This is a genomic window from Pseudobacteriovorax antillogorgiicola, from assembly GCF_900177345.1.
Taxonomy (GTDB): domain Bacteria; phylum Bdellovibrionota_B; class Oligoflexia; order Oligoflexales; family Oligoflexaceae; genus Pseudobacteriovorax; species Pseudobacteriovorax antillogorgiicola.
Window position 1 is genome coordinate 100,880 of record NZ_FWZT01000022.1, and the last position, 20,854, is coordinate 121,733.

Below are 20,854 nucleotides of genomic sequence, written 5' to 3' on the forward strand. Positions count from 1 at the left end.
TTTTACCAGGACCGAGGGCTGTTCTGCACTCGTGGGTATTTCTCGATGTTATGAAATAGCATTTGAAAGCCTTTGTTCTGACAATAATCCAATGCATCTTGATGATTCATTTTAGTTGCGGAAGCATGAAGAACCGATTTATCCCAGTTGCACTGGGTTAGATTGGTCACGTGGGTTGCACAGGGGGTCTCGCATATTACGGGATACTTTTTCTTGCAATTTCGCTCTACGACCGCAGTGCCTTCTACAAGAGTGATACAATCATCCACGTACTGATCCGAATTCCAGGACCAGATCCACGCTTCTTTGGGTAGGAAAAACGGTGCTTCAGGAATATCGAGTTTTGCCATAAGTGTTTGTTTTAGATTCTTTTTCGACGTGGAGCTAGTCGTAATTCTAACAACCAACTGATTATCAAGCACCGACTCAAGCTCGACCAAGGTATTGATTGCTAGGAGCGAGCTGCTTGCAACGTTCCCACTTTCGAAAATCGCATCGAAGCTTTTCGAACTGTTATCGAGGGAACTTTCATGTTGAATCGTAAGTGTTCCATCTCCATTAGCTTTCACATGGTCGGCTTTACTGGTAAGCTCGAATTGAGCTTTTAGTGGATCGACATTGACCAGGGACTGGCCGTAGGCATCTGACTCTAACATGCCCTTGAGCAGGGCAAGTGCCGAAATGTTCGCTTCACCCGCTTTGCTCACATATTGCTTTACCTGACCTTCCTTGAGAAGACGTTTGTTTTCTTGGACATCATCCATGGTCTGAAACATCCCGACAGCCCCAATCACGGAAATGGCTTGTACAGTAAAAATCGATTTCATAAGTCCTCCTTAGGAAGCCATATTGGGAATCACTTGATCCGGCTCGTTTATGATAGACTGGTACAGCTCGTCAAACCGCTGCTGGGGAGAGGCTTTCTCGGGAAGACCAATATCAATTTCCGGCGGTAGGCAAAACGCTCTCTGACTTTTACAAGAATGGTATTCGAACTTCAAAACGACCTCCTACCCATGTTTCCAGCAATGACAACGTTACGGCGGAAATCGTCCTAGTTTTGACGAAGATATCATAGCCCCGACGCAAACACTCCAGAGCCCCATCGCCGCGATTGGCCATGGCCGACCTGTTTCTTACCAAAAGACAGAATCGGTCGCCCCTTGGATTCTTAAACCAAGTCTCAGATCGCTGAATCCAGGCGTTTCCTTAGTGATTTTATAGTCATGTTCCAACTAGGGTATCTTCGTTGATCACATGCTCCGAAGCTCCGAAAGATTGCAAGCAAGTAGAACATCACACGAGTAGAGAAATATGCAACTTTCAAAGACCTTCGTGACCTTAGGCCTCTTTATTTTCACCTGCGCTTGTGGGCCGAGCAAGTTCAAAGCTGTTACGGACGAAAAAATGGAATCAAGTGACCTTATTGTGGCTCAGACCACGGAACCGGAAGCTAAAGTGTCTCAAGTGGCCCACCCGGACCATCAAGATGTAAGTAATCAGCCTGAAGTGAACTCGCCAGAGATAGCTCGAACCGAGACTAAGAAAAGCCTGTTGGGTCAGACGGTTTGGGTTCAGTCTTGGAACACTGACGAATACCAAACAAGTGAATGTTTGCAACTCACCCAAGGTATCGCTGTTACTGAACGAGACTGCCAGGAGACTCTACCTGTGGTTTGCGAAAGTATTTGCCAAGCAGACGCAACATCTCCAGAGGACTGCGACCAAGAGGTATTTGTATTCCAAGAAAAGAAGGACTCCCTTACATATGAAGAGGCTGCGCAATACTGCGAATCGCAGGGGATGGTGGTTCTGAAGTACCATCACTCGAAAATTGAAACTTTCCGCTCAGCTCAAAATTAGGGGCTGTTGAGGTTTCGAAGAAGTGTAACAGCCGGGGGCGCAAGGCCCTTCGGCTGCATTAGGCAAGCATCCGGCTGCGATTTTCCATGTGTATTTGGTTATTTAAAGTAAGGAAATCATAGACGATTCCGACTCCCAGCAGCCCGACGGTACACAGATAGAGAAGCCCAGTAACCCACTTACCCATATAAAACCGATGCAGACCAAAAACCCCAAGGAAAGTTAGTAAAATCCAGCCAACGGTATAATCAAGCTCCCCTTTTGAGAACCTTCGATCAGCCTCAGAGTCCATTCCTGGAATAAGGAACAGATCGACGATCCAGCCAACAAGCAGCAGGCCTCCCGTAAAAAACCAGATTAAACCTGAGATCGTTTTCCCGAAATAGAAACGATGGGCTCCCATAAAGCCAAAAATCCAAAGAATGTAGCCGACCAAAGTCGAATGGGTATCATTTTGTACAGATTGTGTCACATGTCCTCCTATAATTCCTACGTCATTAATGTTATATGACTGTGCTTTAGAAAATCATGAGAGCCTCTTTAAGTTTGCCAGCTCGCCTAGGTAAGTATCGTTCATCTGCATTAGAGTGTACCTTCTTAAAATTTTTGATAGATTTTTTCTGATGAATGCTATGAAATTGTAGAGTCTTGTTAGGGGCTGTTGACCTTTGGAACACACCTCGCTGGTCTGACTGGATGAAGACAAGGCTAGGAGCTAGGGGGAGGCATATCGGCAATATGTTAACCACGAGCGACAACGGATTGCGTTTATCAAGGCATATCAAATGCTTGTGTTCCAAAGGTCAACAGCCCCTATCCAATGCAAGGTACATTAACGCTTCTCATAGGAATCTCAGTATGAAAAAAGAATCGCTTCTCTTCGCATCAATGATCGGTCTAGGACTCAGTGGATTGGCACTTGCCGGCAGTAAGCCTGAATGGGCTAAAAAAGGTGATACCATCGTCAAGTGCAAAGGAGTTGCCAAAAAAGGGAAAAATGATTGTGGTGCCAACGGCCATGCCTGCGCTGGCCAAGCTAAAGTTGATAACGACCCGAATGAGTGGGTATATGTCCCTTCAGGTTTGTGTGAAAAAATTGGTGGATCGGTGGCCAAGAAAGTCAAGGTTAAATGACCCTACCTACGGTGCATTCAGGTGTGGGCCTCAGCCTACACTTGGATCAAATAGACGAATTCTTAGCGAGTGGAGCAAATCTTCCCTATGTTGAAGTTGTTGCCGACAATTGGCTGAGTCCGGGACCTCACCATAAAAAACTAGAACAGATTCGCCAAGACTACGACATACTTTTTCACTGTGTCAGCGGAAATTTGGGCGGACTGGATCCCATAGACCTTGATTACTGGCAAGCGATTCAGAGCTTAAGAAAGCGGTACCAGCCCAAGCATGTTTCTGATCACCTATGCTTTTCTCGGGATGAAGGCACTTACTTTCATGACCTGCTGCCGATTCCATTTAACGAAGAATCTCTGAAGCGTTGCGAGGAGAGAGTCCTACTGGTGCAAGACATGATATCAGAAGCAATTCTAATCGAAAATCTATCTTATTACTTTGAGTATCCTGAATCGACCATGGCAGAGGATCAATTTATTAATCAGCTTTGCCTAACATGTGACAGCTATATTCTCTTGGATCTCAACAACATCTGGGTGAATGAACAAAATCTAAGTCATTCTGCTGCAAACTACCTTAAGAATATCAATCGCGACCGTGTCCGCGAAATTCACCTTGCTGGGCCAGAGAAGATTGATAACCGCTGGGTCGATACCCATGGTAGCTTTGTTCAAGATTCCGTTCTGGAATATCTTGAGACATTTCTGGCAAACCATTCAGTGCCTGTAATATACGAGCGGGATCGTCATCGACCATCATTTGGTAAGCTCCTGGAAGAGTGCTCACAAATCAATGCTAAAATAGGATACTATCCATGGACCACCCCTTGAGACGGATAGCTCGGCAAATACGGACCATGTCTACCAAACAGCTTGAGCTGCATCCATATATTCAGAATTATCTGTTCAATCACCTGGATGCTCTCAAGGAGGCATTTCCTGCCACCTACCGCTTCTTGGGGGAAAACAACTTTAAGTACTTCGGGAGGCTTTACCTTTTGGATAACCCTCCTGGTAAAGCCAATATCGATCTCTATGGCGAAGATTTTCCAGAATTTCTAGGAAAACAAGATGAATTCAGAGAGATGGTCTATCTAAAAGACATTGCCGCCATAGACTATCTTTGGTTTCTGCAAAACACAGAGGAGGCAACTGTTCGAGTTGCAGACGGTACCCTTAACTTGTGGCGAGGGCTTGTCGACGAAGTTGAGCTTGAAGAAATCGAGATTGATACCAATCAGCCGGTGGATATTAGCTGCCACTGGCATCAGGGGGAGCTTGTACTGGCTGCCCAGTTAGTGACCTAGCCCTGCCTTAAATCCTCAGTAGGTAAAGATTGCAAGCTGCACTTTTTTTTAGTCCGCTATCATAAAAATCAAAATAGCAAGAGCCAGCCCTGAGAATATTGAGCCTGGTTCCTCAGGTTGAGCGATAGCTAAATCGAATTTGATAATTTTATGAAGAGGACTAAATCATGAAAACCTATCTCATCACGGGCATATTCTTGCTCTTACTATCACCCCCATTACTTGCAGAGACTCTCACAGAATATGCTCTAAACTGCGAAACCCATGTAGGAGGTGAGATTCCCACATTTTCATGCCTAGATGGAGCTATAATTCCTATCCAAGGATCGGAACAAGGTCCATGCGAAAACCCTCAAATTCTGAACGGAGAATGCTGGAACTACTCACGGCTCGGAAAGCTGGAAAGTGGTGATCAAGATGTAGAAATTCGCTTTCTCTGCCGACATTACAATAAAGCTTCCGGTCCCGATGATTACATTTTTAATGATATTGCCTTGATTCAAAAGAATATGAAAACAGGTGCCACGTGTTTTTTTCAATCTCCGTCCGGATACCGCCCTCGTCACGACGGGCGGCGGATCCAAGCACCTCGTCGTGGTGATCTCACAGTTTGGCAAACCCCTGAGGTAACTGCCTCTCAGGAGTGTGTCGGATGCCATGATAATCGAGGCTTTTTAAAAACACCTTTTGTGCAAGGAGTCGAGGGCTACCATGCAGTGCCTCGCCCAACCCCCACGTTGCAATATTACTTTCCCGGTGATGTCACAGACTACTGGCGTGTATATGAAGTTCGCTCGACGACCCAACCAACTTGCTCTGGGTGTCATACTCTTGGCATGTCCAATGTGGATCGAAGCTTTCGAGGCACGGCTCGAACCATCGGTCTGCAAGCGGCTGGCTTGCGTCGCACCTATGGGCAAGTTTTAGGGGCAAGCCCTTGGATGCCTTATGGGGAAGTGTCTGCTCAGGCCCATGCACGGTGTGTTGCTAACCCTAGCCAAGAAGAGTGCCAAATTACAGCTTTCGATCACTATGAGTGGGATAACACCAGCTATGAAGCCGGTAATTAACTTCACTTTGGGCCTAGGAGGAAGTGCCTTGCTCCTTGCCCTTGTCTCTTGGCAAACCTTCATAGAACCTCCCCGTGACCATGAAGTGAAGTTGCAACAAAAGACTAGGGCCCCTCTTGGTGCACCACAAGAAGGCGGATCCATCTCGCCTTTAGCACTGCCTTCAACAAAATCGAGGTTTGAGCGTCACGATATGGGAAGCATTTTTCGCTTGATTGATAGCGGCAACTGGCAGGCGGCCGAGAAGGCTCTAACAAGCATGATATCTCACAACTCGCAAAACATAAAAGCCATCAACGAACTTATGATTCTTAAGCAGCACGATCGAAAAGATTTAGATGAAGCGTTGAACTTGTGTATCAGGCTAGTCGCTACCGCACCCGACTACCCTTTCATATTTGATAAGCTACGAGAGCTAGCCCAGTTAGCGGAACGAGAGCGAGATGTAATAACTTGGCTCCAGTCTCAATGGCAAGAGCTTCCTAAAGAGAGGGTGGCTACCACCATCGGCCGCCTTTGGCAGGCCCTGGATGATCACCGCGAAGCAAGTCTCTGGCTTAAGGAGGCTTTGCGGCACGAAGGTGATCAACAAGGCTATATTTGGGGTTACCTGGCAAGATCCTATCATCACTTAGACCAGAAAAGCGAGGAGAGTGCGGCCTTACATGAGGCCATTCGAGTCCACAAACAATATAACAATAACGTGGACCCTAGGGAACCCAAGAACTTTCGTGCAACCACTCCCTATAAATATCAGCTTCTGGATTCCTATTGGTCGCAGCGAAAGCTAGTAGAAGCGAAACCCTTGCTTAACGAGCTTCTACGTCGTGATCCTGCAAATCCTAAACTTCTTGCTTATCAGGCTGAGCTTCTCTGAGCTAACCTTAGCTGATTTCATTGTTCCTAGAGACGATAGCGAACCGTCAGCAAACCACTATTGATCAGGATGCCTGTAGGTTCACTAAACCAACCATAGTGGTGCATGGAATCAAGACCAATGTAGATGTCTTTTGTTATTTTCTTTGTACAGCCAAAGCCAATTAGTGGCCCAAGCGCGGTAGATGATTCGGCCTGCGTTTCATAATTTAATAACCCAAAGCCAGCAGTTAGATGAAGGTCATAGCCTTTTTTTCGAATATGAGGCCTTAGAAATCCGCCGACAGCGAGTCCACCTGGACCCGTATCACTACTCCCATAACTCAAGAGGTAGCCACCCCAGCCAGCAACTTTATCCCACTTCATTTCATAGTCAGCTCCAATAGCTATTCCACCTTGGCCATAGCCAAAGTATCCATTCACATATGATTTACTTTTCTTTGCGCTCGCAACAGCAGGCAACATGAGGCCTAAAAAAGCCAATACTTTCCACATGGTCGTACCTCTTTATAAAACTTGTCCTGCGTCACGTATCGGCTATATTCATTACTAAGTTGAATAGATCCCTCATTTAATTGCATTTTAAAGGATATTTTTTACTATTTTAAAATCCTCCATGATCACTGTCACAGCAAAATCACAGATTCGAGCACCTTCTTACCCATTCGCGGAACAGTAGAATCTGCTTGGGAGGAAAATAATGCCACCTGATAGAGCTTCAGATTTGCTTACCAAATTTTTTTATTTTTTTGGTCTCTCAAGCCATCAACCTTAAAGATTTTCCCCAGATTCCGACGCCACCTGCAATGGACAGATCTTAGAGAGGGGACAAGATGAAGAAACTATCCATCATTATGCTTTTTTTAATCCAGTGTTCGAATAAATCGGGGTTTCATAATAAAGTCGATGAAATTAGCTCACTTCCTAGCCTCGACCGAGAAATCGAAGCCGCCGGGACAGCTACGGTGCCCGAGGCCATCGTCCCAGTCATTCCGCAAGCGGGCGAGCAGTCGCAAGTTGAGCTTCCGCCACTGACGCTCAAACCTTCACTTTTCTCGATGCGCGCCGGATCTGAAGGACTTCAGTTCCAAGTTTTGATGGGTCAAGCCCCTTTCCAAGGGGATGTCGAATTTACCGTTGTCGGTCAGGATCTAGGAGGAGACCTTGGCTCGATTGACGACCAAGGTATGTATGTACCTCCCGCTAACACCGTTCAAGCGATGGATATAGAAATCGAGGTCAAGGCCCTCGACGGTACTGATCGAAGCGCTGAGTCTAGCGGTTTGATCAGCCCCGAATCGAGTTTATTTATCGTTTGCAAAGAAGGGGATAACTTGCATCCCATGATAGCAAGGCTATACGCCTTGCCCGAGGAAACGGAACGATTACCAGAAAATTTCCTCCTGATGAAACCACAGGGCTATCTTTGTATGGATCAGCTCGATATCGCTCCCAGAGATTTTAGCCTGGGATTTCCTGGAGTGACAAATCGCTTTGAGTGGTTTGCCCTCGATGTGCAATCGCTACTTTGGATTGAAGAGCCCGGAGACTACTACATTGGGATACGCTCCGATGATGGCAGTCGGGTGTTTTTGAATGATCAACTAATTATCGATAACGATGGCCAACACTCGCCCGAAGAGAAAGGGGTCTACATAACCTTAACTCCCGGCTACTACCCTCTTCGGATTCATTATTTTCAGGGCCCTCGCTACACACTATCGTTAGAGTTGCTCTGGCAGCTGCCCGACTCGGATGATAAGGTGCACATACCCCAAAATAATTTACGTTACCCCTCCTTGATAAAACCTTGGAAACGTCACCAAAACTTACAGGAGTCCAGGATCAGTGCACCGCACAAGAAACAAAAGCCATTTTGACGCCATTTGATTAACGCAATATTTTGCACTAAGACATTTGATCTTTCCTAGCCGTATGTTATACCCTCAAGTCACTCTGGGTTAGAGTCATGGGGCGGCACAACCGCTCCTTTTTGCAAGAAAGAGCGTTCATGTCCCATCTGATCTTAAGCATTTGTATTCTTTGGATTGTTCCACTGGTTTGGCACGCACTTCACCGTACCCCATTGTTGATTCGAGTTGAAAAGATTGCCATTCTTGTAATTCTAGCCATCATCATGTTTGGCTTTATGCCACATCATCTGGCCGAAGATGGTTGGTTGAGTCTGGTCTACCTTCTCGGCAGCGCTCTGTCCTTCACTGTAGTGGAGCGATTTGCCAAAACAGTTTCCATGAACAAGTCTCATCCCATTGCTTTTTTTGGCGTCTTCTTAGCACTTCATGCGCTTGCAGATGGGATCGGAATTGGGATTGCTGAGGCCCATACAGGTTCCCATCACCACCACCACGGGGAAGAGATGCTCGCGACTACAATTGCCCTCCACAGACTTCCTGCAGGTATTGGCATTTGGAGCTTTCTTTATCCGCTAAAAGGCTGGAAACACCCCACCGTGTTATTCGCAATTATGACTTTTGCCACGGTTCTTGGATACGCTATGGCCCAGCAAGACTTGACTGGCTTTCATGGCCCCCACGAAACTCATATTCTTGAGTACTTAATCGCGGGAGGCTTGATCCACTTCGGATTCCACGCTGTTTCCCATCCTCGTCAGCTACCTGTAACAACATGACTAGCGAGGAATTTAATCGCCTCATCAGCAATGCCCCTCATTCACTAGAAAAGCAAAATCGCGACTTGGATTGCTTTTTTGGGATCGTCCCACAGTCTATCGAAGCATCATTGTCACCAAATTCTACCAAGCCAGGTCTTTACCTAGAAAACATCGAACCCGATGCTCTCTCAAGCTCCTATAGAGACTTTCAGCAAATTTTTACTGCACTCGACTTGAAAGCAAGCGATCATGTGGTAGATTTAGGTGCTGCCTACGGAAGATCTATTCTTTTTCTGAGCCAAGCTTACCCCAATACTCCTGGAACGGCATTTGAGTATGTGGAGGAACGCATTGCAGAGGCACAGCGCTTTGCTGCCATGCACCTAACATCCAAGCACCAGTTTTTATGCCAAGACCTCTTAGCCCCTGGCTTTAAGATACCTTCCGCGAGTGTATACTTCCTATATCAGCCGGTTGGTGATCTTTGCGATCACCTTTTACGCCAACTCAGAGAGATCGCACAGCATCAATCTTTCACATTGGTAGCCATAGAATCTCACGGAGATTTTATCCAACGCTTAGCGTGCGAGCCTTGGCTAAGCGTAACGAGAAAGATTCGGGTCGCCTCCCCCCGCCACGATCCCTGGATATACTTTTTGGAGCCAGTGTCTCGCAGCGGTGCTGAAGAAGACCAACAATGCAGTAGCGAAGGGCTCACTAAAGCAAGATCGCAGAGCCATATCGAACTCACAGACGATTTGCGAGCCCTGCTTACCCGTAACTTAGACTGCTTTCGAGACTACATTGCCCATGTCCAAACTCGAACACCCAAAGGCACGCTAACTCACTGGTGGGCCCCTCTTGCTGCCGCTAGCCTTTCATTCTATCAAGGCCGACCCTACATTGAATTTGGCTCTGAAGGCCCTCTCGCTGGAATCGACGAACTGTGGGGCAAGACCATCATTGCAATGGTCCATCGCGAAAGCCCTGAAGCCACTGGTCTAGAGCTACGATAGGTTTGAAGCTCGCTATGGTCAACGGAAAGCAAACCCGATGGTGAGGAACTTTTTAAGAGAGTTGAGCATTTTAAATTCACCTCTCATTTCAGTGATAAATGTCATTTTGTCTTCTAAGCGTGCTCCGCATCTGATAAAAAGGTGATAGGTCCCCATCAATCTTAAGCAGGCTGTTCAGGTATGACATCCCTTTCCAAGTTCTTCGTCGACAAGCCCCTTGCTGCGAATTTGGTCTCGATCCTGGTGATCGCGATTGGTCTATTCTCGTTTCTTCAGCTGAAACGCCAGGCCACCCCTCTCGTAGACATGCAGCAGATGAGAATCATGAGCGTCTTGCCTGCCGCATCACCCAAGGATGTTGAACTAAATGTAACGACCAAAATTGAAGAAGCCTTGGAAGGTGTTAGCGGCCTAAAAAAATATATTTCACATTCCTCTGAGGGGCGATCCACAATCGAGGTATTTATTGACCCCGACGCCCGCGATAAGGAAAAGGTCAAAGATGATGTAAGGCGGGCTGTTGAGTCTGTTCAAGATCTTCCAGACGAGATGCTTGACAAGCCCTATATTCAGGAAATCAAGGTCGATGACATGATCGTCTATGAATTGGCTATTGTCTTCGATCAATACTCACCTCAGAAGATCAAAGAAGTCGGGCGCCAGCTTAAGCGAAAACTACTTGAAATTGGAGAGGTTGCTCGGGTCCGAGAGAATGCGATTCCAGAGCGAGAGATTAAGATACTGCTTAATAACAAGAAGCTGAATGCCAAACAAGTATCCGTTGAAGAAGTGCTAATGGCCATCAAAAACAATAAGATCCGCTTGGCCGGCGGCACATTGGAGTCCTTCACAGCAGAGAAGGGCATCATCACTGTGTCTGAGTTTGCTAACCCTCAGGACATGGGCAATATCGTCATCCGCTCGACGAGCAGTGGCCGACATATTTATGTAAAGGATGTTGCCACAATCTTGGATGACTTTGAAAAAGCAGAAAAGATTGTTCGGTTCAATGGCCGCCGCGGCGGCTCCTTGCTCATTGTCAAAAAAGCTTCTGCAGACCTGATTGAACTCGTGGATAAGGTGGAAGTTGTTAAAAAAGAGTTCCTTGAGACAGCTCCTGAAGACCTATCTTTGCTGACAACTTGGGATTTCTCTGTCAATACCCGTACGCGTCTCAACATTGTTTCATCGAATTTCGCAGCGGGTTTTTTTCTTGTCTTGATCGTCCTGTTTATGTTCCTTGACCCTCGCATTGCCATGTGGGCCGCTCTGGGCATTCCTATCGCTATCGCGGGAGCCACCACCATTTTGCCCCTACTGGACGTTTCGATCAATAGTGTTTCGTTATGTGGCATGATCTTAGTTCTCGGTATGATCGTCGATGATGCCATCATTATCGCTGAAAGTATCTACCGCCACATGGAAGATGGCTTAGCACCCAGGGAAGCTGCCAAGCAAGGCTTGCAGGCGGTGATTAAACCCGTTTTTGGAACCATCGTTACGTCAATTATTGCCTTTGTGCCACTCTACTTTCTTCCAGGCTCTATCGGCGACTTTGCCGTTGAAGTGCCAACGGTGGTCAATATTATGCTGGTGGCGTCTTTCTTAGAAGCCACACTTATTCTGCCGTCTCACCTAGGTCATCGAAAGAAGGCACCATCGGCGAGCCACAAACCCCCGGGAACACGATTTATCCTTCGGATGGAGCTGGTCTACGGTCGATTTTTGGGCCAGACACTGCGCTACAAGTGGCTCGCCTTTTTCGCAACAACAATTTTTTTATTGGGCGGCATCACCATTTGTTTAAAGATGTCTCGCTTTAGAATGTTCGATCTGGATCAGGCCTATCGCATCTATCTCATGGGTGATGTCAAGGAGGGGTCGCCACTTTCTTATACAGAAAGCCAGGTTGAGGTTCTTGAAAAAATCATCGATTCGTTCCCGGGTCAAGGCGCGATCACTTCTGTGAAAACCACCGTGGGCCAAGAAGGTAGCTTCAAAGGTGCTCGCTTTGCATCGCACACGTCGTTCCTATCGGAAATTGTCATGAAGCCCTTTACAGAGCGTGATATTACAGCCCAGGAACTCAGTAATTGGCTCAAGAAGGCTGTAGAGACAAGTTCTGATCTTAAACTGGTAAAATTCGATTTGGAGATCGACTCGGAGGGCCCTCCCGTGGGACGGCCTATTGAAATCAGAATTGTTGGTGATGACGATCGCATCCGCTACGAGCTGGTGGCGAAACTTAAAGAGCTTCTTCAGCAGTATCCCGTAAGTGAAGTGATCTCTGACAACGTTCCCGGAAAACAGGAGCTGCAACTTAGGCCAGACTTTGAAGCCTTATCCCAGTCTGGGCTCACAGTATCAACAGTCGCCAATACCATTCGTACGATTTTTGACGGCTCCATAGTTGGTGATGTGCAGACACCAGTGGAAAGTGCCGACTACCGACTTCTAATGGATGAACGCTTCCATGATTTTAATGACCCCCTCCAAGACATCTACGTTCGCAATCAATATGGCAACCTGATTCCCCTCAAAGGTTTGATGCTCGAGGAGCGTGGCCGTACCATGAAAAAAATTCTTCACTATAACGGTAATCCCTCAAACCTGATCACCGCCAATATCGCGCCAACTGTTACAGCCGGAGATATTTATAAGAATTTGAGCCAGGAACTATCCGGGTTGGAGCAACAATTCCCTGGTTATTCCATTCTTTTGGGGGGAGAAGCGAAGGAGAGTGATAAATTTGTCAACCAGATTCTCATGCTTTTGGGGCTAGCAATTATGGGAATCTACTTTTGGTTGGCCTTTCAACTTGAGTCGCTAAGTCAACCCTTTATGGTGGTGCTGGCAATACCCTTCGGCTTGATCGGTATGCTAGCGGCCTTTATCGGCCATGGCTACGATCTTTCTCTACTGGCTTTGGTTGGTGTTGTTGGGGTTGGTGGCGTGCTTGTCAATGACTCTCTAATTATGGTGGAATTCATCAACCGCCTGCGAAGAGAAGGTCATCGTAATATCCAAGAAGCGATTATTCTAGGAGCCCAGCATCGATTCCGACCAATCGTCTTAACGACTCTCACAACAGTTACAGGCCTTCTACCAACGGCCTACGGCCTGATCGGTGGTACAGACTCGTTCATCTCACCCTTAGTTTTCGCAATGACCTGGGGATTGATGATTGGAACGCCATCGGTCTTGATCGTGATCCCCGTGTTATACTCGATTATCATAAGTACTTCTGAAACTATTGTACAAAGACTCAAAATAGACTAGAAAATACGGATAAAGTTTTGCGCCAACCGCCGAAGAGAGGTCAAGCTCTTCGCAAGGACACGGATGTACATAGTTGGTACAATCATCTTTATCTGGATTGCAACAAAGCTTTTATTCTTGCTAGGACGGCGAGTTCACGCTTTGCTAGGCCCACCCTTCACCCAGGTTCGCATATATGACTTAAGACCCCCTAATTGGCGAACCCTAGGTCAAGACAAACGCTACTGGCTCTATCTCCTGCACCTTGAAAATAAAAAGTACTATGTAGGTATCACCAAGAACCTAAAGCGTCGCCGGCGAGAAGAATGGCAGCGCGGTAATCGCTGCCCCAAGTGGTTAAAAATCCATCGTCCGAGGGGCTACGTTGGTGTATATCCACTTCGCACCAAGGACAAGCGCAAAGCAGAGCAAATCGAGTCAGCCTTTACCAAACACCTCTGGAAAGTTTACGGCCGTTCCAATGTTCGGGGTGGTTATTATAGCTCTCCTAAGATTCGCTATAAAGATTCCTGATACCTAGCATCACAAGCAGCATGCCAATATAACCCATACTCATTACAATATTGTCATAATCCTAAATCACTGTTAAGTAATCCCGGTTTAATTAAGCGTTCTATTTCGATCGCTATAGCTTCAAATCTTTTTTTATATTAGCAGGTTATGTATTTGATCCGAACGAGCTATTGCAAGTGACGAACCGAACTCCGAAAAACACACCTGTTATAGGCATTCATAAAGGACCTGCATCGATGAATCGATTGAGCATTTTGGGAACACTATTAAGTCTGGCGAGCTCTTGCGCAGCAACTCAAAAGTCTGAATTAAAGGCTAACCATACAATCAACTTGGATCGTCGACTCTACCAAGGCGAAACAGTGCCGTTCATCCCCCATCAAGGGAGCGGCCCCTTTAGCAACTATTTAGCGATGAACCTTCCGTTTGATGGTGTTCCTAGCATCAGCCACCAAATCAAACAAGACACTGGTGATCAGCTGAAAGATCGCGGGGAAGCTCATATCACCGTGTTGACCCCACCAGAGTACAAGGCAATCGAAGGCTTTCTGAAGCGACATGGAGGGAGTGATCCTGACTCAACTCTAATAGCGCGTATCAATGAAATTGCCCTAGAAAGCAATATCCAAAGCACACGCTTTAATATTAACTGCGTGGGCCGGGCACAGAAATCGATTTCCGGGCGACTTGAGGCCACATATTTTCTTGTCGTGGATGCCCCCGCTCTTTTTGAGTTAAGAAAGAGCATCTTTAACCTTGTCGTTGAGGAGTTTCCCGACCGAGCATCCGATAAGGGTTTCTTTGAAGAATTGAGAGAAGGCTTCGACCCGAAGTCGTTTCACCCTCATATTACCATTGGCTTTACCAAGAGAGATCTCCACCTAAGCGATGGCGCTGTGAAGGATCAAAGCTCCTGTCTCTACAGCGTCCGCTGAGCTTGGCTGGCAGCGTAGGCATCAACTCGGGTCTTCATGTTAGTCTTCAAGTTGCCCATGAATAGGCCCAAATCATATAGATGGTAATTACCGTCTAGCTCGAACTGGACAGCATCTTCGAGGCTGTCTACAAACAGCCCCTTGGGGCTGCATTGAGCAAAAGTTTTTGCTTCCCCATCATCAAGGTGACTTTGCAAATGAAAGCGAGGTTCAACCTTTTGCTCACCGTTTGCGCGCCAATTTAAAGGATTAACGCAGTGAAACTGGTCCTCATGGACGGTTTGATACCCATATCCGGGAAAATACCAATCTGCTCTTGAGAATACATCGTTCGTGCTTTTCCCTTCCATAAAGGTAGACCAAGCAAGGAGGCAGCCAGTCTGTTCTGGACCATCACAAAGCGGAAACTCTCCATGGGTTTTTTCATAGGCTGCCTTTGGAACGGGGATACCAGGAGCAAGGGCCACTATCAGATACTTCTCCAAGTCTTTGCCAATCACCCGGTCATGAAGGAGGCGGAGAATATGCTCTGAACCCTGGCTATGCCCCGCTAAAATAAAGCCACTTTCTTGCTGCCACCGACTGGTGATAAAGCTATCAAAAGCCCTTAGCACGTCGCCATAAGCAAGATCTCGTGCTTGTCTTCCTGACTCGTTTCGCCAATAGGCCGCTAGGGTCGCTTGCCGATAGAATGGTGCATAGATTCGGCAACAGGATTCAAATGCAGGAAGCTGCCAGGTACGTGCCCAATTAAACCTCTCTTTTGAATCTGGAGCTCCTGGCTCCTCATTCCAAGCAAACCGCGATCGCAAGCTGGTGGGATGAACAAAAAACACTTGGGCCCGGTCTGTCATCAAAGCTTCCTGATCTGGAAGTTCAGCCCATGAGCTTTCAAGCTCGTAGTCTAATGGCTGAGGCGTGTCGTCAGGGTTGTAATTGCCAAATGGCGTGATGTACAAAAAATAAAGAGGACCACGCAGCATATAAAGAAATAGGGCTGCTACAATTACAACTGATATTTTAAAAACTAGTCTCGATGACATATATATCCCTCACAGACAGCTGGCAATCATCCGATCTATATCCATTATCTACTATTAAGGCTTGGATTTCATTTGGAACTTCATTGGCAAAGGGAGTATCGTCAAAAATACTTCGGCCATTCAAACTATGGCCTTGGGGGTTCTTGATCCCATTGTCACCAATTCCTCTGCAATTGAGCCTTAAACACTGGCCCTGGCCCTGCTAAGTTGAGATTGTGGTGTGAAATATCAAACTATGGATAACAGTAGGATGGAACTATGAGCATAAGCTGCGATTTTTTAGGGGCCTCGGATACTGTCACGGGCAGCCTGACCCTAGTAAAGATCCATCAGAAAAAATACCTTGTGGATTGCGGCCAATTTCAAGGCCCCAAGGATATTCGCGATCGTAACTGGAGTCGCTTTCCCTTTGACCCCAAGGAGATTGACGCAGTTTTTGTAACCCATGCCCACCTTGATCATATTGGCCGGCTCCCGCTACTATGCAAGGAAGGGTTTCAAGGGCCAATCTACCTTTCCCCCGGTAGCGCTGATCTAGGCCGCATAATCCTTCTCGACTCTGCACACCTGGAAGAAGAGTTTGCCCGTTATGCCAATGAAACTGGCTACTCCAATCATAAGCCTGCCCTCCCCTTGTTCACGATCAGCGATGCAGAAACAGCTATCTCCCAATTCAAGATTTTGCCCCGCGACCGCTGGCATTTCGTTGACGATCGACTCAGTGTTAAGCTTAGGCGTGCTGGCCACATCGTAGGGTCTTCCCTCGTTCAACTACAGATGAAATGCGATGATAGCGGTAAGTCTAAAACGATGACTTTTTCAGGTGACCTAGGGCGGCCCGAATCGCTGACCCTCAAGCCTCCTCATCACTTAGAGCCATGCGACTTTCTGGTTTTGGAAGCGACCTACGGTAATCGTCTTCATCCTCGGAGCCCATTCCTCGATGAGCTGGCTACCATCATCAATGACGTTGCAAAAAGTGGTGGGGTCCTTGTGATTCCGGCTTTTGCAGTAGGAAGGAGTCAAGATATTATCTATGCGATCAAACATCTTGAAGTAGAAAAAAAGATTCCACACTTACCGGTAACATTAGATTCCCCCATGGCGAACTCCGCCACAGAAATCTTTTTGCGCCATGACGAAGATCAGAAGGCATTGTCAGCATTTCAAGGACACAGCTCATTTTTCCCTAGCCGATTTGAAGCCACAACCAACGCCGATGAATCCATGCTCTTATGCATGCGCGACGGACCGATGATTGTAATTTCCGCATCAGGAATGCTCAGTGGTGGACGGATCTTGCATCACCTCAAGGCTCGGCTACCCCACCCAGAAAATCACGTTCTATTCTGCGGCTACCAGGCAGAAGGTACAAAGGGTCGATTCCTCCAAGAACATCAGCAAGAGCGGAGTATCCGTGTTCACCACAGGGAAGTTCCCATTGAGGCTAAGGTTTCAACTTTGGATGCTTTTTCTGCACACGCCGACTACGAAGAGATCCTCGCTTGGCTAAGACCAATGAAAAGTGAGAAGATAACAATCATCCTGAATCATGGGGCACCGGAAAGCCAATCCTCCCTTGCTGAAAGAATCCACTCTGAACTAGGATTTGATGTTATTTTGAGCTCCGAAAAAAGCCACTTAGACCTCTAAAAAAGCTGTTTAAGAAATTGTTGAATCCTTAGACACTTTCCCCTTCAGATCGCAGTAAGCACCCAAAATTCTGTAAGATCTTACTGTGATCACATCGCAAAGCTCTGTTGCTAGCCGGATTCGAGTACAACTTTCCTTATAAGGTTTCAAAATAATAACAATTTTTTACAAAGCCTAGCTATAAATGGGGCCTTTTTGAGGGCCTAGGTTCAAACTAAGACACTGATATTCTATGCCTTGCCTCTATTGGTATGAACTCTGCAAGATTATCCATGCTCGACCAAATAAGACCAAGGAAAAAACAACCATGAGAACCGAATTACTAGCAAGCTTAGGGATGGTTTTGCTATGGGGGTGTAGTCAGGGGGTATCCACACCGGAACGGCTGTCGAACTCTGCGGGGGCTAGTTCAGCAAAAGCCGAATCTTTCGAGATCAATCTTCCGGCACAAGCTTGTGATAGTGGGGACCCTGTCTACTCTCTTCAAAATCAATCGGCCGCCTGGACGTCTTATAAAACAGAAGAACGAGTGCCCGTTGTGGGCCAGATACTTGCAGCAGGCTGGGTTAAAACAGGCGCTGAAGGCTCGTTCGAAATCAAGTTTAGTCCTGACTCCTTGAACTCACAGGATGAGCTTAGGGACGACCGAATCAAAGAATACATCTTGGGTCTCGGAATAAACGACGAACTTAGCTTTTCTGTAACAAACGTTGACGAGGTAGCAAGCGCCATAGCCGACGGGAACGGTACGGTGGATATCAACGGCAGCCTAACAATCTATGGGCAAAGTATCGATGTTGTCGTTCCTACAGCTATCAAAACTAGCGGCACAAAACTTACTATGAAAAATTCCGGATTGGTTGCTATCGATCTGATGTCTACGAGCTTTCTTGTCGATCAGGTGATCGAACTCCTAGACATTGCAGACGTAGATGAGATGCAAGACACAGTCGAGATCGATTTTAGCTTTGAATTCAAGGAGGAATGCCAAGACTAATGATTTCTTATAGGATGTAATAATCTTCCCATATACTCTCACTCTCACTTCCGGCCATATACGCTAGTCGTATATGGCCATTTTTTTCAATGCAATCTCCTGATATCAATTGCCTAATAAATTTTGCTCGAAAAGTAACAGCACCAGACCGAATATTGGGTTAGTGAAAGCATGGCACAAATCTTTACCAAAAGGCTAATTTGCTAGCAGCTTTGCAGTAGTCAGCTCGATCTATTGCAGCACTTTTTAAGAACTCTTGTGGGACGTTACCGGAATGATGATCAAACTTTTTTTAGTGCTCCTCGCAATCGCGCAAACAACCTGGATGAATGAGAGCTTTGCCGACTCACACATCAACGTATCCTATCCTCAGTGGCCCCCCTACTTCTATGGTAAGCAAGATAAGAAAGGCTTCGGACGCGATATCATTGAACAGTGCCTTGCTCAGATGAAACAAGATCATAGCTTCAAGTATATGCCGATCGCTCGGGCTAATAAAACAACTCAAATGGGCTTGATCGACCTCAATGTATACTCGAAGAAGAAAGGACGCGAGGAATGGCTTCATTACGGATCGGAGCCACTCTATGAGGTCACTTATAATCCCGTCACCCTAAAAAGCAAATCCATCCGTCTGTCTGGTTTAAAAGACTTTGACCCTTATCGCATCGGACATCAAATTGGGATGAAGTATTCTCTTGAATACCAAGACTACCTCAATTCAAGGCGTACTCAGAAAGGGGTTGATGAAGTGAGGAATCATGAGTCGAATATGCGAAAGCTCCTTCATGGCAGGATTGATGTCTACGTGTCCACGCGCTCTGATATCGAAATCATGGCCAAGCAACTTAAGGTCAGTGATCAAATCCGGGTGCATGATCTAGAAATTCGCAAGGCCAAGTACTACCTTACAGTGCCCAAGAATGCCAAAAATGTCAAAGAACCAAAAAAACTTCTTGGTGCATTAGATTCATGTCTTAAAAAGATGAAGGCTACCGGATCTTACTGCAATCTTGCAAAAGGTTATGGGGTTCCTTGTCCGTAGAATAAGCAATTTAGGTGAGGTCTTAAAATCTTCAGTGCTTAGGAGCGAGCCCATATACCTACCTCGATCCTAAGTCACCACTTGCCCCTACAACGAACAGCTTCGAACTGCATACCTGTCTGACGATCTATCTACATTCACTAGCTTCACTTTAGTTAAACTGTTCATCCAAGAAGTCAGAATAGAGTTGTGAACGCTAATTTCTAAAGTCAAGCTGACTGTATTTGAAAGCCTCCAAGGAACAACCTACTTCATACAGGTTCCAGTCAAAAAACCTCCTCCATAGCAACTAATAGACGAAGGCAAACCATTTATTTCAGAAGATCGTAGTTTATATAGTAGTAGTGATCATCTCAATTTCCTTGGCATGAGCTTTGCTTCAATAACGGTGATAGCATTTTTTTAGGTTAGGTTTACTTGGAGGTTTTTTTATGTTGAGTTGGACGTTAGCATTTTTGATCCTTGCAGCCATTGCAGGAGTTTTTGGTTTCGGAGGAATAGCTGGTGCATCCGCTTCGATTGCACAGATCTTATTCTTTATTTTCCTAGTGGCACTTGTGATTAGCTCCTTCACCGGAAGAAAGCCCAATATATAGTGCATCATAGGAAATGGAGTGGGGCTGCCCTACCCTACGGCTACAAACTACATATTTATTTGCAAAGATTAGATGGGTAGAATCTTTCCAAGGAGGACGTATGAAACTGAAGTTACCTTTATTTTTATTACTAGCAACTAGCGTTGGGTGTGCCAGTAATGATCCTGAGTCTTTAAAGAAGGCAGAGATCGCTGTTGAGAAGTCTGAAGAGAAAGACGCGGATGATCTCACACCTCGCATGATGGAGCTTGCTAATGAGCAACTTGATCAAGCCCAAGATCTTTGGGATGACGCTGTCGACGCGAGAGAGGATCAAAACTACGCAAAATCTGAAAAGCTTGCCCAAAGAGCTCAAGAACTAGCTATATCAGCGAAAGCTCTAGCCGACCGAGCAAGAACGATTAACAAGAATGTTGAAAAGTGGGATAAAAACCCACGGCTCTATAATGCGGCATCCCAGGACAAACTGCTGAAGAGGATCGAAATCCTTCAGGCTCAGCTCAAACGTAAACCTGCCGTCAATGTTGCTCCGGGCATGACCGCCGACGCAGCGGTGGCACTGGTCGACCAGATGCCAATTGCATACTTTCCATACAAAGTCGCGGAGCCAAAAAATGAGTTCGTCCCTCACGCAAAAAATCTAGCCAAGGTTATGAATAATCACCCAGGACTAAAGCTCGAACTTTATGGCTATGCTGATCCCCGAGGGACCGAGGAGTATAACCAAGAACTAGCCAAAAAGCGTGCTTATAACATCTCACAAATCCTCATCAGAGAGGGTGTAGCTAAAAACCGAATCAAAATTGTAAGTTCTGGCGAGGTAAACAGTTCGTCGCGATCAGTTTCCGATATGCAACTTTATCGTAAAGTAGAGGCAACTCTTATCAATGCCCACTAGA

The 20,854-nt window shown here is 46.3% G+C and carries 22 protein-coding genes; 17 read left to right on the top strand and 5 right to left on the bottom strand.

The window, feature by feature from the left end; translation table 11 throughout:
• Window positions 1–2 precede the first annotated feature (2 nt).
• Both B9N89_RS23865 and B9N89_RS31540 read right to left on the bottom strand, forming a co-directional pair.
• A complete protein-coding gene (locus B9N89_RS23865; RefSeq protein ID WP_132323435.1) occupies window positions 3–827 on the bottom strand; it encodes a hypothetical protein in 825 nt (274 codons plus the stop codon).
• A 9-nt stretch (window positions 828–836) separates the two neighbouring features.
• Window positions 837–1,001 (bottom strand): hypothetical protein, encoded by a 165-nt coding sequence (locus tag B9N89_RS31540; RefSeq protein WP_159455603.1) that lies wholly within the window; start codon window positions 999–1,001, stop codon window positions 837–839.
• 313 nt (window positions 1,002–1,314) lie between these two features.
• Between B9N89_RS31540 and B9N89_RS23870 the strand changes: the two genes are divergently transcribed.
• Window positions 1,315–1,863, top strand: coding sequence for a hypothetical protein (locus B9N89_RS23870; RefSeq protein ID WP_132323437.1), 549 nt, complete (start codon window positions 1,315–1,317; stop codon window positions 1,861–1,863).
• A gap of 58 nt (window positions 1,864–1,921) precedes the next feature.
• Here B9N89_RS23870 and B9N89_RS23875 read toward each other — a convergent pair whose 3' ends face one another.
• A complete protein-coding gene (locus B9N89_RS23875; protein ID WP_200820780.1) occupies window positions 1,922–2,335 on the bottom strand; it encodes an NINE protein in 414 nt (137 codons plus the stop codon).
• A gap of 386 nt (window positions 2,336–2,721) precedes the next feature.
• On the opposite strand from B9N89_RS23875, the gene B9N89_RS23880 reads away from it, so the two are divergent.
• From B9N89_RS23880 to B9N89_RS23900, 5 genes are all read left to right on the top strand, one after another.
• Entirely contained in the window at window positions 2,722–2,997 is a 276-nt protein-coding gene (locus B9N89_RS23880; RefSeq protein ID WP_132323439.1) for a BufA1 family periplasmic bufferin-type metallophore, read from the top strand.
• Window positions 2,994–3,824: an MbnB/TglH/ChrH family RiPP precursor modification enzyme gene (locus B9N89_RS23885; RefSeq protein WP_132323441.1), complete on the top strand. Its 831-nt coding sequence runs from the start codon at window positions 2,994–2,996 to the stop codon at window positions 3,822–3,824. The genes B9N89_RS23880 and B9N89_RS23885 overlap by 4 nt, the downstream gene beginning before the upstream one ends.
• Window positions 3,825–3,850: 26 nt before the next feature.
• The gene (locus B9N89_RS23890) at window positions 3,851–4,300 is read left to right on the top strand and encodes an HvfC/BufC family peptide modification chaperone (protein WP_207912356.1); all 450 of its coding nucleotides are present in this window, start codon (window positions 3,851–3,853) and stop codon (window positions 4,298–4,300) included.
• Window positions 4,301–4,467: 167 nt separating this feature from the next.
• Window positions 4,468–5,370 (top strand): hypothetical protein, encoded by a 903-nt coding sequence (locus tag B9N89_RS23895; protein ID WP_132323445.1) that lies wholly within the window; start codon window positions 4,468–4,470, stop codon window positions 5,368–5,370.
• Window positions 5,354–6,247, top strand: coding sequence for a tetratricopeptide repeat protein (locus B9N89_RS23900; RefSeq protein ID WP_132323446.1), 894 nt, complete (start codon window positions 5,354–5,356; stop codon window positions 6,245–6,247). Before B9N89_RS23895 ends, B9N89_RS23900 begins: the two co-directional genes overlap by 17 nt.
• A gap of 26 nt (window positions 6,248–6,273) precedes the next feature.
• On the opposite strand, the gene B9N89_RS23905 is transcribed toward B9N89_RS23900, so the two are convergent.
• The gene (locus B9N89_RS23905; protein WP_132323447.1) at window positions 6,274–6,741 is read right to left on the bottom strand and encodes a hypothetical protein; all 468 of its coding nucleotides are present in this window, start codon (window positions 6,739–6,741) and stop codon (window positions 6,274–6,276) included.
• 338 nt (window positions 6,742–7,079) lie between these two features.
• Between B9N89_RS23905 and B9N89_RS23910 the strand changes: the two genes are divergently transcribed.
• The 6 genes from B9N89_RS23910 to B9N89_RS23935 all read left to right on the top strand — a co-directional run bounded on the left by B9N89_RS23910 (window position 7,080) and on the right by B9N89_RS23935 (window position 14,621).
• The gene (locus B9N89_RS23910; protein ID WP_132323448.1) at window positions 7,080–8,126 is read left to right on the top strand and encodes a PA14 domain-containing protein; all 1,047 of its coding nucleotides are present in this window, start codon (window positions 7,080–7,082) and stop codon (window positions 8,124–8,126) included.
• 131 nt (window positions 8,127–8,257) lie between these two features.
• Window positions 8,258–8,896 carry a hypothetical protein gene (locus B9N89_RS23915; RefSeq protein WP_132323449.1) on the top strand — a complete coding sequence of 213 codons (639 nt, stop codon included), beginning with the start codon at window positions 8,258–8,260 and terminating at the stop codon, window positions 8,894–8,896.
• On the top strand, window positions 8,893–9,894 hold the full coding sequence (locus tag B9N89_RS23920; protein ID WP_132323450.1) for a class I SAM-dependent methyltransferase: 1,002 nt from the start codon (window positions 8,893–8,895) through the stop codon (window positions 9,892–9,894). The genes B9N89_RS23915 and B9N89_RS23920 overlap by 4 nt, the downstream gene beginning before the upstream one ends.
• Before the next feature lie 180 nt (window positions 9,895–10,074).
• The gene (locus B9N89_RS23925; RefSeq protein ID WP_132323451.1) at window positions 10,075–13,173 is read left to right on the top strand and encodes an efflux RND transporter permease subunit; all 3,099 of its coding nucleotides are present in this window, start codon (window positions 10,075–10,077) and stop codon (window positions 13,171–13,173) included.
• A 63-nt stretch (window positions 13,174–13,236) separates the two neighbouring features.
• Window positions 13,237–13,686, top strand: coding sequence for a GIY-YIG nuclease family protein (locus tag B9N89_RS23930; RefSeq protein WP_132323452.1), 450 nt, complete (start codon window positions 13,237–13,239; stop codon window positions 13,684–13,686).
• A 236-nt stretch (window positions 13,687–13,922) separates the two neighbouring features.
• A complete protein-coding gene (locus B9N89_RS23935) occupies window positions 13,923–14,621 on the top strand; it encodes a hypothetical protein (RefSeq protein WP_132323453.1) in 699 nt (232 codons plus the stop codon).
• Here B9N89_RS23935 and B9N89_RS23940 read toward each other — a convergent pair.
• Window positions 14,606–15,664 carry a DUF3089 domain-containing protein gene (locus B9N89_RS23940; protein WP_132323454.1) on the bottom strand — a complete coding sequence of 353 codons (1,059 nt, stop codon included), beginning with the start codon at window positions 15,662–15,664 and terminating at the stop codon, window positions 14,606–14,608. The two genes, B9N89_RS23935 and B9N89_RS23940, sit on opposite strands and share 16 nt — an antisense overlap.
• Window positions 15,665–15,922: 258 nt before the next feature.
• On the opposite strand from B9N89_RS23940, the gene B9N89_RS23945 reads away from it, so the two are divergent.
• The 5 genes from B9N89_RS23945 (at window position 15,923) to B9N89_RS23965 (ending at window position 20,853) form a co-directional block, all read left to right on the top strand.
• Entirely contained in the window at window positions 15,923–17,317 is a 1,395-nt protein-coding gene (locus B9N89_RS23945) for an MBL fold metallo-hydrolase RNA specificity domain-containing protein (protein WP_132323456.1), read from the top strand.
• Between the two features lie 307 nt (window positions 17,318–17,624).
• Window positions 17,625–18,314, top strand: coding sequence for a YceI family protein (locus B9N89_RS23950; RefSeq protein WP_159455605.1), 690 nt, complete (start codon window positions 17,625–17,627; stop codon window positions 18,312–18,314).
• Between the two features lie 274 nt (window positions 18,315–18,588).
• Window positions 18,589–19,359, top strand: a complete 771-nt coding sequence (locus tag B9N89_RS23955) for a substrate-binding periplasmic protein (protein ID WP_132323460.1) — start codon at window positions 18,589–18,591, stop codon at window positions 19,357–19,359.
• 431 nt (window positions 19,360–19,790) lie between these two features.
• Complete coding sequence (locus tag B9N89_RS23960) at window positions 19,791–19,955, top strand: DUF1328 domain-containing protein (RefSeq protein WP_132323462.1); 165 nt, start codon at window positions 19,791–19,793, stop codon at window positions 19,953–19,955.
• A 100-nt stretch (window positions 19,956–20,055) separates the two neighbouring features.
• Window positions 20,056–20,853: an OmpA family protein gene (locus B9N89_RS23965; protein ID WP_159455606.1), complete on the top strand. Its 798-nt coding sequence runs from the start codon at window positions 20,056–20,058 to the stop codon at window positions 20,851–20,853.
• Window position 20,854 lies beyond the last annotated feature (1 nt).